Raw genomic sequence first — 13,771 nt, forward strand, 5'->3', positions numbered from 1 at the left:
TGTGCAACTTCTAATTTAAATTCGGGTGAATAAGTTGGTCTTGTTTGTTTTGTCATATTAATACCTGATTAGTTAAAGTGAGTTTATCACCTCTAATCAGATGGCCAAATTCATTATGCCACTACATAATACGGTTATAAAAGATATTGATAGAAGATGATTACAAAAGAGAGCGGTAGAAAAATGAAGTCAGTATAGATGAAAGAAGTTATCAACTTATATGAAGCTACTATCGGCTGTATCACCGATATTTTAGAAAATGCTATAAAGCATCTAAGCAATACGGCTATTTGATATCTATCTTCTCAAAATGCAGGCAAAAAAAGCCCCCAATATACGGAAATATATTGAGGGAAACAGGGAAGAGATCATGAAATATCTTCAACTAATTAGTCAGTTGATATTTCATTTAGTTCATAAATTATATAACAAATAAGTTATAAACTTAATGCGCCTCATCCCAATTATTACCGACATCTGCATCAGCAATTAATGGTACATCTAAATCAGCTGCATTGGCCATGATGGTTTGAATCTCTTTTGTATACTCTTCAACGCATTCTTCTTTAATCGCAAAGACTAATTCATCGTGTACTTGCATGAGTATTTGAACGCTACCTTGTGGCTGTTGTTTCACCCAAGCCGCCATATCGATCATCGCTTTTTTAATGATATCTGCAGCAGTACCTTGCATTGGTGCATTGATAGCAGCGCGTTCTGCCGCTTTTTTCAACATACCGTTTTTAGCATTGATATTCGGTAACTGTAGTCGACGTCCAAAGATAGTCTCTACATAAGCTTTTTCATTCGCTAATAAACGCGTATCTTCCATGTAAGTTAATACCGCTGGGTAGCGACTAAAGTAACGATCCATGTAAGTTTGTGCTTCTTGGCGACCAATGTTTAATTGTTTTGCTAAACCGAATGCGCTCATGCCATAGATTAAACCAAAGTTAATCGCCTTAGCACTTCGACGTTGATCAACAGTCACTTCATCAAGTTCAACAGAGAACACCTCTGCGGCAGTCGCTTTATGGATATCTTTACCCGTTGAGAAAGCCGTTAATAGACCGTCATCTTGAGACAGATGAGCCATAATACGTAATTCAATTTGGCTGTAATCGGCAGCGACAATTTTATATCCCGGTTGCGCAATAAACGCTTGGCGAATACGACGACCTTCAGCACTACGGATTGGAATATTTTGTAAATTTGGATCGCTTGATGATAGACGACCAGTCACTGTTACAGCTTGATGATAAGAAGTATGCACTCGGCCTGTTTGTTCATTGACCATTAATGGCAATTTATCAGTATAAGTCGATTTTAATTTACTTAACCCACGATGCTCAATAATCAGTTTAGGTAATGCATAAGTTAACGCTAATTCTTGAAGTACTTCTTCTGCTGTAGAAGGGGCACCTTTAGGCGTTTTCTTAATGACAGGGATATTTAATTCTTCAAATAAAATAGTCTGTAACTGCTTCGGAGAACTCAAGTTAAAAGGTTTACCAGCTTCTTCATAAGCTAATTCTTCTAGCTCTAATAGACGTTTTGCAATTTCAACACTTTGTACACCCAGTAATTTACTATCAATTTCTACACCGCCTCTTTCTATATCAGATAAGACAGTTAATAGCGGCATTTCTATTTCATCTAATACCTTCAATAACTCTGGTGTTTCTTTTAATCGTTTTTGTAATTCAAGATGTAAACGTAAAGTGATATCTGCATCTTCCGCAGCATAAGGGGCCGCTTCTTTAATCGCTATTTGATTAAAAGTCAGTTGTTTCTTGCCTTTACCAGCAATATCTTCAAAGCTGATACATTTATGTCCTAGATACTTTAATGCCAAAGTATCCATATCATGCTTGCCTGTACTATCTAGTACATAAGACTCCAGCATCGTATCAAAAGCAATGCCGCCTAAGGTAATACCATGATTCAATAATACACTGCGATCGTATTTAAGATTTTGACCTACTTTTTTATGTTCATCTGACGTCAATAAAGGCGTTAGCAACTCAAGTGTGTCAGTAAAGTCTAATTGTGTAGGTGCATCGATATAATCATGCGTTAACGGAAGGTAAGCGGCTTCAATAATAGGAGCAGCTTCTTCACCGACATTAGTTTGAATAGCAAATGAAAGCCCTACTATGTTAGCTTTCATATAATCTAAGCTAGTTGTTTCAGTATCAAAGGCAAAAACATCTGCTTGCTTTAATTTTTTAATCCACTGTAACAATTGGCCTTTTGTATAAATCGTTTTGTAGCTTTCACGATCAACCATTGATTTAGCTGCTTCTATAGGTGCAACAAACTGCCCTTCTTGTGAAGCAGAGGCTTTTGCGACTAAATTATCACCGGCTAATAATGAGGCTAACCAACGCTTAAACTCTAATTTTCCAAACAGTTTAATTAGCTCATCTGTATCTTGTGGAGAAGGTTTGAAATCTTCATAACCTTGATCTAATTCAACATCTAACTTAATGGTTGCTAATAAGTAAGATAAGCGCGCCATTGCTTCATTATCTTTCATTTTAACTGCCATGGTTTTACTACCACGGAACCCTAACGCAGCGAGTTTATCTAAGTTTTCATAGATACTATCCATGTTACCTAAACCTTGTAGCATCGCTAACGCAGTCTTTTCACCCACACCTGGTACACCAGGAATGTTATCTACTTTATCACCCATTAACGCTAAGTAATCGATGATCATTTCAGGTGGAATACCGAATTTTTCTTTAACGCCTTCAATATCTAAAGTGGTATTAGTCATGGTGTTAATTAAAAATGTATGTTCATCAACTAATTGAGCCATATCTTTATCACCAGTACTGATCAGGGTCTTAACTCCCATCTTACTCGCCTGTAACGCTAAGGTACCTATCACATCATCCGCTTCAACACCTGGGATAGTTAAAATAGGTAAGCCCATTGCTTTTATAACGGCGTGTAAAGGCTCAATTTGACTGCGTAAATCATCAGGCATGCTAGGGCGATTCGCTTTATATTCGCCATACATATCATCACGAAAGGTTTTTCCCTTCGCATCAAATACAACAACAATATGTGTTGGGCTAAATTGTTTCAACAAGCTTTGTAGCATATTCACTACACCGTAAACTGCTCCAGTTGCTTCACCCGCAGAGTTGGTTAAATGTGGAGGAGAGAAAAAAGCACGGTATAAATACGAGGAACCGTCAACAAGCACAAAAGGATTTTCAGGAACTACAGCCATAGATTAACTACCAATCAGATAAAATTGGTACATAGTATACCTACACGCCATAAAATTGTGATCACGTTTTGTTATATTGTCGAATTGAAGCTAGAAGTTGGAAATTAGAAATGAATAGTGCAGATTTATAGCGATGGTATCAATATCATTAAAACATAAAAATTAGTCGATTATTATTGCCGATATACAGCGTCAAAAGGTAAGTGGTCATTCACTTTCAATGTATAACTCTCTGTGGATAACTCTGTTAATGAATTTACTTAAAATTTGAGCCAGAACAATAAACAATAAATAGCCTTTATTTTTCAAAAAGATACAAACAAAAATAAAACGAAAAATGCACATTCAATTAATTATTGAATGTGCATAACAAATATAAAAATCACCTAGTTTAGTTTATATTAACTCGTGTAATGACCAACAGGGTTGGCGTACATTTTTAATACTGTATCTTGTAATTCTGGTTTAATCGCTTGAATACGAGCTTTAAATGCTTCGATATCTTGTGCTGGGATATTATCTACGTCTTGCTCAGCAGCAATTAAATTTGATGGGTGTAAAAAATAATTTTGATAGATTTGGCTATCAATTTCTTCAGCAACTTGATCCGCATTTTCAAATGCACCGCTTAGAGGTTTACCAAAGGCAACATGAACATGGCCTTTCTTACCAATAATCCCACTGACAATACTTTCTATATCTTCAAATTCAGATTTTTTATATTCTCCAAATTCTGCTTTTTCATATAACTCACGCGCTTTTTGTTGGTCACATGGGTCAAGCTCATAAGAAACCGCAACAGGAACGATATTCAATGATTTTATGTATTCTGCAAATGGAATTTTTTTCTTTTTACCATTCACATAAAACATTTTGATAATGGCAGGATCTGTTTTATCAAAACCATCTTTTGCACGCCCTTCTTTTTGTGCAATCCAGATACTACTATCTTCTTTTAATGAACTACAAATATAGTCAGATAAATGCGATAACGATTTCATCATTTCGCGGACACCTGTCACAGAACGTTTAACAATAAAGCTTTTATTCATACGCATTAAATCTGAAACAAATGGTTTGCTCAGTAAGTTATCACCAATCGCAATACGTACTGTTTTAAAATCTTCAGAATATAAAGCCCAGTTGACAAAAGACGGATCCATAGCGATATCACGATGATTTGAAACGTATAGATAGTTTTTGCTAGGGTCTAGGTTTTCTAAGCCTGAATAAGTGAATTTAGTCGTTGTAGAGTCAATCATTTGTTGAACATAATGACCCATGACCTTTTGCATTTTATCAATGCTATTAATATTGCCCCATTTATATAAAAAATAACGGCGAATTAATGGTTTCAGTAAAAAGCTTAAAAATTTAGATAACTTAGAAAAACGAAAGCTTAGTATTGCATCGATAAACTCTTCGCTATTAATGACGCGTTTGATAGCAGGCTGTATCTCTTCGTCATTATAAGGGCGAATATCACTAAATTTATCAATGTTACTTGGCATGTTTTAATTCTCTATAAAATGGATGACGTATTTTACATGCTTTTAGCTATTTCAGCGAGCATATTCGCGAGTCCTACCAATCAGGTTTAAATCGAAATAACTCTTGTTTAGATAACAGCTGAAAAGCGACTTGATCGATGTGGGCTGTTTTAAAATAATCAGCTAACCATTCATCTTTGAATAAACGAGCAGCACGAAGTTGTTCGTACTTTGCGAAATATACAGCTTTGAATAGGATTTTTCCTAATTGCGTACGTTTATCAAAATCAATACTTTTCACCTCTTCGGTCAATGCGACTATCAAGTGAGGAAAGTCTTTAGAGAATACTGGAGTAGCAAGGGCGATGCTCATCATTAAATCCGATTTAGTGAGCAATAACAATTGTAATGAAGCAAGATCAGAACTCAGTTCATAAAAAAAGTCATGTGCCCTTCCTTGACCTTGCTTACGAGTTGCCATAATCATATTGTTACGAACATGTTCAAATGAAGTTAAGTATTCATTGAAAGAAGCAGTATAGGCAAAATTAAGCATTGCCGATAACATTTGTCCTTCATAAGGTCGATGATAGCCCTCCTCTAGCATCAACGAAGTACAAGCCTGTCCTAAGGTCAATTGATAACGCCATAACTTTCTAGTAAATAAGCGGTTATGTTGATTATAAATATTAATACGACGTTTAAACATCAATGCAGGAATTAAATAACGCAATCCATTAATACCAATCATACCGACTGCCGTTTGAATATCATGAACAATTCGATTGGATCTACCTAACCGTTCCATAAAATCTTGATTGGAAACTAGCCCAATAACATGATTTCGGACATGTGGATTACGCTCTAATAATTCAGCTAACACCGAGTAACGTGTATCTTTAACAATTAATGTCGTTAATAATTCAGTAAACTCATTATGCATTTGTAAATGTTCAGATATTATCGTTTTTGTCTTTGTTAGTTTTGCGTTGACTGTCGTTAATAACAGTTTCTGAAAGTCACGTATTAATAATGCTTTGCGCCTTTCTTCTAATTTTTTTTCCTCTAGCACTCTCATTTTACGCTCTTTCTCAACGCTTAATAAAATACGCTGATTCCAACCATTTTCTTGCTGTGCATTTAAATCTTCGTTTTTTTCTTCTGTCTCGTTAAGACCATCATTATAATCGTCTTCTTTATATATTTTACTTTTACCAACTAAGAAACGAAAAAATAACTGTTCCATATCGGTTGATTTAGAGAGTAATTTATTGACCATGAAACGATTGAAACCTAAGAGTCAGTATTCAAAAAAAGTGATAAAGCATAGATTGGCTTTATCACTTAATTAAGTATTAGATAAATGCAAATGCATCACCGTATATGTTATCGATTAAAGCACCTTGTTTAATGAAATCTTCACGGGCAATTTTTGCCATTTCAAAGCGACCTACGATATAAATATCAAATTCAGACAAGTCACTAAACTCATCTAGTACAGCCTGATGAACGTAACCTTTTTTACCCTGCCAAAATGCTTCAGGCAATTCAACAACAGGATGGAAATGGATATTCTGATGCTCAGTAGACCAGTTGATAGCTTGTTCTTCAAAATAAAAGTGTGAGTACTCTTTAACTCCCCAGTATAGGTAAACAGGGTTCTTTAATTCAGACTCAACGATTTGTTCTAATATCGATTTTACATAAGAGAAACCCGTTCCGCCTGCCATTAAAATAATAGGACGAGTTGAAGTCTCTCGTAAATAAGCAGAACCGTTAGCAATTTCAACTTCTAATGGCTCACCTGATTGCATTTTTTCAACTACTTGCATTGCATATTTATTATCTTCAGTCGCACCGATATGCAATTCAATTAAATCGCTTGAAGGTATATTAGCAATCGAAAAATGACGTTTATCTCCTTCACCCATGATTACTGATACATACTGTCCTGCTTTAAAAGAAACAGCACTGGTTGGGGCTAAAAATATACGGTATAAAAACGCATTTAACTTTTCAATTGACGCTACATTACAAGTAATTTGTGACATTCTTTTCTCTTTATTTTTTGGCGAAAAACATGACTAAAATAAGGTTGAATAGTTAATGAGAACTAATTCAACCATTTTATATTATGGCAAAATATCTAACTCATTCCAAAGACCATCTATTTTTTCTTTTACTTTTTCATCCATGACAATAGGTGTACCCCATTCACGTGTTGTTTCACCAGGCCATTTATTAGTGGCATCTAGTCCCATTTTTGAGCCTAAACCAGAAACAGGTGAAGCAAAGTCTAGATAGTCGATAGGTGTATTATCAATTAATGTCGTATCACGGCTTGGGTCCATACGTGTTGTAACAGCCCACATAACATCATTCCAATCACGAACATTAACGTCATCATCACATACGATAATAAATTTAGTGTACATAAACTGACGTAAGAAAGACCAAATTCCTAGCATCACCCTTTTCGCATGACCCGGATAACTTTTCTTCATCGATACAACGGCCATACGGTATGAACACCCTTCAGGTGGCAAATAGAAATCAACAATTTCAGGAAATTGTTTTTTAATAATAGGAACAAACACTTCATTAAGCGCTACACCCAGTATTGCCGGTTCATCGGGCGGGCGCCCTGTATAGGTACTGTGGTAGATGGGATCTTTTCTTGTTGTCACATGGGTTACTGTCATCACTTGAAAATCATCAACTTCATTATAGTAACCAGTATGGTCACCATAAGGCCCTTCTGGCGCTTCTTCACCAGGCATTAAATAACCTTCTAAAATCATTTCAGCCGTAGCAGGAACATCTAAATCATTGCTTAAACAAGTCGCCACTTTAGTACGTGAACCACGTAATAGACCAGCAAAAGCATATTCTGATAACGTATCTGGCACCGGCGTTACTGCACCTAAAATAGTGGCTGGGTCAGCCCCTAGTGCGACACTGACAGGGAACGGTTTACCTGGATTTGCTTCTTGCCATTCACGAAAATCAATCGCACCACCACGATGTGATAACCAACGCATGATAATTTTATTTTTAGAGATTAGTTGTTGACGATAAATGCCTAAATTTTGACGCTTTTTATAAGGCCCTCTAGTAATTGTTAATCCCCAAGTAATTAGCGGAGCAACATCACCAGGCCAACATTTCATGATAGGTAATTTAGTTAAATCAACGTCATCGCCTTGCATAACAACTTCTTGGCAAGCAGGTGAACTTACCTTTTTGGTTGGCATGTTGAGCACTTGCTTGAAAATAGGTAATTTTTCCCACATTGCCTTTAGGCCTTTAGGCGGCTCAGGCTCTTTTAAATAAGCAAGCCACTCACCTACTTCACGTAACTCACTCACTTTCTTTTTACCCATCGCGAGTGCAACACGTTCAGTAGTGCCAAAGAGGTTCGTTAATACAGGTGTTGTGTAACCTTTAGGGTTTTCAAATAACAAGGCAGGTCCGCCAGCACGTAGGGTACGGTCGGATATTTCAGTCATTTCTAAATTCGGATCTATTTCTTGGCTAATACGCTTTAATAGCCCTTTTTCTTCTAGCTGATTTAAAAAATCACGCAAATCATCAAACTTCATATTCACCTGCTTATTATGTTGAACGGTTACATCTTGTTATATTGAGTCATTATCTAAGATTGATACGAAAGATAGTCAATAACTGATCAAGTTTACTGATAAAAATGAGTCATGTCCTAATTGAATAGAAGAATAATAGTAATTCGACTCAATAGCTTATCAATATTGCAGCTATCAGCACTCAAGATAAAATTTAAAGTAAAAAAAACGCTACCTAAGTAGCGTTATTATTCAATAAAACAAAATCAATTATTTTGATTTTTGATTTTTCATTGCATCAAAGAAACTATCGTTAGTTTTACTTAAACCTAGTTTATCGATCATGAATTCTGTTGCGCCGATTTCACCCATTGGATGAACAATCTTACGTAGAATCCACATACGTTGTAATTCATCAGCTTTCGTCAGTAATTCTTCACGACGAGTACCTGAACGAGTGATATCAATCGCAGGGTAAACACGCTTCTCAGCTAGTTTACGGTTTAGATGAATCTCAGAGTTACCTGTACCTTTAAATTCTTCATAGATAACTTCATCCATTTTAGAACCTGTATCGATAAGTGCAGTAGCAAGAATAGTTAAACTACCCCCTTCTTCTACATTACGCGCAGCACCAAAGAAACGTTTAGGGCGATGTAATGCATTGGCGTCAACACCACCTGTTAGTACTTTACCAGAACTCGGAATAACCGTGTTGTATGCACGAGCTAAACGCGTGATAGAATCAAGTAAAATAACCACATCTTTTTTATGCTCTACAAGACGTTTTGCTTTTTCGATAACCATTTCAGCTACTTGTACATGTCGGCTAGCAGGCTCATCAAAGGTTGATGCCACTACTTCACCGCGTACTAAGCGACGCATTTCTGTTACTTCTTCCGGACGCTCATCGATTAATAAAACGATCAGTTCTGCATCAGGATAATTAATTGAAATACTTTGTGCGATATTCTGCAATAGCATAGTTTTACCGGCTTTTGGCGGTGCCACTATCAATCCACGTTGGCCTTTACCAATCGGAGAAACTAAATCTAAAATACGTGCAGTAATATCTTCAGTACTACCACTACCATTTTCTAAACGGAAACGTTCATCTGGATGGATAGGCGTTAAGTTTTCGAATAAGATTTTATTACGAGAATTTTCTGGTTTGTTGAAGTTGACTTGCATAATTTTCAATAATGCAAAATAACGCTCACCTTCTTTTGGCGGTCTTATTTTACCTTCAACACTATCGCCAGTTCGTAAGTTGAAACGACGAATTTGGCTAGGAGAAATGTAGATATCATCTGGGCCAGCTAGATAAGAACTATCCGAGCTACGTAAAAAGCCAAAACCATCTTGTAATATTTCTAAAACACCAGCACCGAAAATATCAGCACCACTTTTAGCATGGGCTTTTAATATTGCGAAGATAATATCTTGTTTTCTAAGGCGGGCTAAATTTTCAAGCCCCATAGAACTTCCAAGCTCAACAAGCTCAGGAACGGGAGTATTTTTTAATTCGGTTAGATTCATAATTCTTTTGATGTTTTAATATGGATTAAATGGGTAGATAACGTGTGTTTGAATAGCGTAAATATGAATTGCTCATAATTTGAGCGTAAAGGTAGCATTAATAATTGGAACTGTCCAGAATGAAGATTAAGCTAGATTAACTTAACCTCATTCTGAGAAGAATATTTAAACGTTAGCGTCTAAAAACTCTGTAAGTTGTGATTTAGAAAGTGCGCCAACCTTAGTTGCTGCCACTTTTCCATCTTTAAATAATAATAAAGTTGGGATACCACGAATACCAAATTTTGGTGGTGTTTCACTGTTTTGATCGATGTTTAATTTACCAACAGTTACTTTCCCTGCATATTCAACAGCGACTTCACTTAAAATTGGTGCGATCATTTTACAAGGTCCACACCACTCAGCCCAAAAGTCCACTAAAACAGGACCAGCTGCATTTACAACGTCAGTGTCAAAACTTGCATCACTTAAAGTTACGATATTTTCGCTCATTTTTATCTCCAGAAAAGATTTACTAGTAGAAAGTTATTATAACATGCTCACTGGTAAAATATATTTTTTGATATTTGAATCGATCTCAATATTTATTGCAAGTATAAACTGCTATGCTCTGCAAATGAATAAAACACACCTAACTCAAACAAAATTTTCAGACTTGCCTCTAGAGCCAAGTCTACTTTCAGGTTTAACTGCTATAGGTTTTGAATACTGTACGCCGATTCAAGCTTTGTCACTGCCAATTACCTTACAAGGTAAGGATATTGCAGGCCAAGCTCAAACGGGTACAGGCAAAACATTGGCATTTCTACCTGCCGTTTTCCATCACCTATTAACTAACGATGTACCTGAAAATCGCCGTAAGAATCAACCTAGAGCTATTATTTTAGCACCTACGCGTGAACTTGCGATTCAAATACATAAAGATGCTATCACTCTTTCGAAATCAACATCTTTGCGCCTTGGTTTAGCATATGGGGGCGAGAAAGTTGAAATTCAACAAAATAAACTAGAAAAAGGTGTTGATATATTAATTGGTACCACGGGGCGTATTATCGACTTCGTTAAACAAGGTGTCATTAATTTAGATTCAATACAAAGTGTTGTCTTAGATGAAGCGGATCGTATGTTCGATTTAGGCTTTATTAAAGATATTCGTTATTTATTCCGTCGTATGCCAGCTGCTGATAAACGTTTAAATTTATTATTCTCTGCAACCTTGTCACATAAAGTACAAGAACTTGCTTTTGAACATATGAATAGCCCTGAACATGTGCAAATTGAACCTGAAGTAATGACTTCAGCTAATATTACAGAAGAACTTTTTTATCCTTCAAACGAAGATAAAATGTTGTTATTGCTAAGCTTGATGGAAGATGAATGGCCAGAAAAAGCCATTGTATTTGCTAACACTAAACATGCTTGTGAAAAAGTATGGGGTTATTTAGCAGGTGACGGTCATCGTGCAGGGTTGCTAACCGGTGATGTTCCACAGAAAAAACGTGAGCATATCCTAGAGCAATTCACTCAAGGTGAAATCGATATCTTAATCGCAACCGATGTCGCGGCACGTGGTTTACATATTCCAAAAGTATCACATGTATTCAACTTTGATTTACCTGATGATTGTGAAGATTATGTACATCGTATTGGCCGAACAGGCCGTGCTGGTGAGAAAGGATTAGCAATTAGTTTGGCTTGTGAAAAATATGTGTTTAATTTACCAGGGATTGAAGAGTATATTAAACATAACATTCCCGTTAGCGAATACGATAAAGACTCTTTATTAGATTCACTACCAGTAATGAAAGTCACTAAATACAAAGTGCATTCAAACAATAATCGTAAAGATAATTACCATAGGTCACATAAAAGATAATATGACAGCAGCGCGTTATACCATTATTGATTTAGGCTCTAATAGCTTCCATATGCTGACAGTCGTTAAGCAAGGGAATGGTTTTAACGTTGTCTCAAAGCATAAGCAGAAAGTACGCTTAGCCGCTGGCTTAAATGGTGATAAACAACTCGATCAAGCAACAATGGAAAAAGGCTGGGCTTGCTTAGAAAGCTTTAGATTGTTGCTAGATCAAATCCAACCCATTTGTATCCTCATCACCGCAACCGCAGCATTACGGATCGCCGTCAATAATCAGCAATTTTTGCATAAAGCTGAAAAAATACTACAACATCCCATCAATCTTATTTCAGGTATTCAAGAAGCCGAGACTATTTTTAAAGGCGTTTCTTTTACCGAAAATACAGATAAGGAATTATTAGTATTAGACATTGGTGGGGCAAGTACTGAGTTGGTTTTAGGGCAAGGTAGCAAAGTCCATGTAGCGAATAGTTTAAACATAGGCTGTGTGACTTGGTTAAGCCATTATTTTGCCGATGACCTACTTAATGAATATAACTTCAACAATGCAGTTAATGCCGCAAGACAAGTGATTTCAACCGTTAAAGCGCAATATGTTAGCTTTGATTGGGAACTAACTTTGGGGGCATCAGGTACGATTCAAGCCGTCAATGAGATCAATCAAGCACAACAATTAAGCCATCATTTATCCATTGAATTGTTACAACAAATCAAGCAACAATGCATTCAATGCCAGTCAATTAAAACGCTCAATATCATTGGATTAGAAGAATCTCGAGTCCCTGTCTTTGCAAGTGGCCTAGCTATTTTAATTGCTATTTTCGAGTCGTTAAATATCAATGCAATGCAACGCTCTAATGGTGCTCTACGAGAAGGCTTAATAAGCATGATGTTTACTGGGCAAACTCACTTCAACTAATCACGCTTAGATTCAAATAGTAAGTGACCATTTCCATTTTATAGAACGCCTACTCCTCCTTAATACTTTATGTTATAAGTATGAAACAGCCTTATGTAATACCAATCACAATAAATAGCTTTTTCATATTTCAAACCAATAAAAATAATAATTAAAAACAGCCACATAAAAAGAAATAGCAAACGTAGAACTGATTATGGGTGATTCACAAATAACTTAATTCGCTAAATAAAACTACTATTTATTCAAATTTTTATCGATTAAATTTAACTTAATGGCACAATAAGGATTTAACATGAAACATTTAAAATTAAGCATTCTTCTTTTATTCGTTACATTGATCACCGCTTGTAGCATGATTAAAATCAATACCACCACCACTGTTTTTTATACACCAGAATTTATAAGTACTGGCAGTATCGCCGTTATCCCTGCCGATATTGAAAATAGTAATTCATTAGAATTTACTCACTATAAACAAAAAATAGAAGATAAATTACGCTTATCAGGTTACTCCATTGCTGCAAACTCTGACACGGCGGAATATATCGCTATTGTTGCTTATGGGATCGATGAGGGTGAAACCTCTATTGTTTCCACACCTATATTCAGTTCCCCAAATGCACTTCATGGTGGTAGGTTAGCCAACCCTAAACACCGTTACTCAATGCCTCGTTATCACCGTAGAGTGGTAGGCACTTCAACGAGTTCAATCACTACTTATAACCGCGCTCTTGCTCTGGATATCGTAGAAGCGGCATCATTAAAAAGTGGGTCAGAAGGTGACGTTAAAAAAATATATGAATCTAGAGTAAAAAGCGCTGGTGAATGTGGTGTTGTTGCAGGAGTCTTCAATGAACTATTAAAAGCCATGTTTATAAACTTCCCTGGTGAGAATGGTCAAACCATCACTGCAAAAATCCCTTATGATGGCCAATGTTAGGTGCTTTAAAATGATCTCCATGACGAGAATCTAATTCAACAATAAACAAAACATGTAGTGGCATAATGAATTTGGCCATCTGATTAGAGGTGATAAACTCACTTTAACTAATCAGGTATTAATATGACAAAACAAACAAGACCAACTTATTCACCCGAATTTAAATTAGAAGTTGCACA

Annotated in this window: 10 protein-coding genes; 3 read left to right on the plus strand and 7 right to left on the minus strand. The window is 36.1% G+C overall.

What is annotated here, in order from left to right; genetic code table 11:
- Positions 1-445 precede the first annotated feature (445 nt).
- The 7 genes from polA to trxA form a co-directional block, all read right to left on the minus strand.
- Positions 446-3,244, minus strand: a complete 2,799-nt coding sequence (gene polA / locus SP041_RS20190; RefSeq protein WP_025563652.1) for a DNA polymerase I — start codon at positions 3,242-3,244, stop codon at positions 446-448.
- A gap of 401 nt (positions 3,245-3,645) precedes the next feature.
- On the minus strand, positions 3,646-4,755 hold the full coding sequence (locus SP041_RS20195; protein WP_025563653.1) for a 1-acyl-sn-glycerol-3-phosphate acyltransferase: 1,110 nt from the start codon (positions 4,753-4,755) through the stop codon (positions 3,646-3,648).
- Between the two features lie 73 nt (positions 4,756-4,828).
- Complete coding sequence (locus SP041_RS20200) at positions 4,829-6,013, minus strand: HDOD domain-containing protein (RefSeq protein ID WP_025563654.1); 1,185 nt, start codon at positions 6,011-6,013, stop codon at positions 4,829-4,831.
- 76 nt (positions 6,014-6,089) lie between these two features.
- Entirely contained in the window at positions 6,090-6,785 is a 696-nt protein-coding gene (fre, locus tag SP041_RS20205; RefSeq protein WP_025563655.1) for an NAD(P)H-flavin reductase, read from the minus strand.
- Positions 6,786-6,866: 81 nt separating this feature from the next.
- The gene (ubiD, locus tag SP041_RS20210) at positions 6,867-8,336 is read right to left on the minus strand and encodes a 4-hydroxy-3-polyprenylbenzoate decarboxylase (protein ID WP_025563656.1); all 1,470 of its coding nucleotides are present in this window, start codon (positions 8,334-8,336) and stop codon (positions 6,867-6,869) included.
- A gap of 249 nt (positions 8,337-8,585) precedes the next feature.
- On the minus strand, positions 8,586-9,854 hold the full coding sequence (gene rho, locus SP041_RS20215) for a transcription termination factor Rho (RefSeq protein WP_025563657.1): 1,269 nt from the start codon (positions 9,852-9,854) through the stop codon (positions 8,586-8,588).
- Positions 9,855-10,019: 165 nt separating this feature from the next.
- On the minus strand, positions 10,020-10,346 hold the full coding sequence (gene trxA, locus SP041_RS20220; RefSeq protein ID WP_025563658.1) for a thioredoxin TrxA: 327 nt from the start codon (positions 10,344-10,346) through the stop codon (positions 10,020-10,022).
- 124 nt (positions 10,347-10,470) lie between these two features.
- On the opposite strand from trxA, the gene rhlB reads away from it, so the two are divergent.
- The 3 genes from rhlB to SP041_RS20235 all read left to right on the plus strand — a co-directional run bounded on the left by rhlB (position 10,471) and on the right by SP041_RS20235 (position 13,592).
- The gene (gene rhlB, locus SP041_RS20225) at positions 10,471-11,730 is read left to right on the plus strand and encodes an ATP-dependent RNA helicase RhlB (protein WP_025563659.1); all 1,260 of its coding nucleotides are present in this window, start codon (positions 10,471-10,473) and stop codon (positions 11,728-11,730) included.
- Between the two features lies 1 nt (position 11,731).
- Positions 11,732-12,649, plus strand: a complete 918-nt coding sequence (locus tag SP041_RS20230) for a guanosine-5'-triphosphate,3'-diphosphate pyrophosphatase (RefSeq protein ID WP_037048504.1) — start codon at positions 11,732-11,734, stop codon at positions 12,647-12,649.
- 295 nt (positions 12,650-12,944) lie between these two features.
- Positions 12,945-13,592, plus strand: coding sequence for a hypothetical protein (locus SP041_RS20235; protein ID WP_025563661.1), 648 nt, complete (start codon positions 12,945-12,947; stop codon positions 13,590-13,592).
- The last annotated feature ends 179 nt before the right edge of the window (positions 13,593-13,771 follow it).

The organism is Psychromonas sp. SP041 (assembly GCF_000470315.2).
Taxonomy (GTDB): domain Bacteria; phylum Pseudomonadota; class Gammaproteobacteria; order Enterobacterales; family Psychromonadaceae; genus Psychromonas.

Bases quoted from the DNA above. Each gene is read 5' to 3' on its own strand.
- polA (WP_025563652.1), bottom strand. From the start codon at position 3,244: ATGGCTGTAGTTCCTGAAAATCCTTTTGTGCTTGTTGACGGTTCCTCG.
- SP041_RS20195 (WP_025563653.1), bottom strand. From the start codon at position 4,755: ATGCCAAGTAACATTGATAAATTTAGTGATATTCGCCCTTATAATGAC.
- SP041_RS20200 (WP_025563654.1), bottom strand. From the start codon at position 6,013: ATGGTCAATAAATTACTCTCTAAATCAACCGATATGGAACAGTTATTT.
- fre (WP_025563655.1), bottom strand. From the start codon at position 6,785: ATGTCACAAATTACTTGTAATGTAGCGTCAATTGAAAAGTTAAATGCG.
- ubiD (WP_025563656.1), bottom strand. From the start codon at position 8,336: ATGAAGTTTGATGATTTGCGTGATTTTTTAAATCAGCTAGAAGAAAAA.
- rho (WP_025563657.1), bottom strand. From the start codon at position 9,854: ATGAATCTAACCGAATTAAAAAATACTCCCGTTCCTGAGCTTGTTGAG.
- trxA (WP_025563658.1), bottom strand. From the start codon at position 10,346: ATGAGCGAAAATATCGTAACTTTAAGTGATGCAAGTTTTGACACTGAC.
- rhlB (WP_025563659.1), top strand. From the start codon at position 10,471: ATGAATAAAACACACCTAACTCAAACAAAATTTTCAGACTTGCCTCTA.
- SP041_RS20230 (WP_037048504.1), top strand. From the start codon at position 11,732: ATGACAGCAGCGCGTTATACCATTATTGATTTAGGCTCTAATAGCTTC.
- SP041_RS20235 (WP_025563661.1), top strand. From the start codon at position 12,945: ATGAAACATTTAAAATTAAGCATTCTTCTTTTATTCGTTACATTGATC.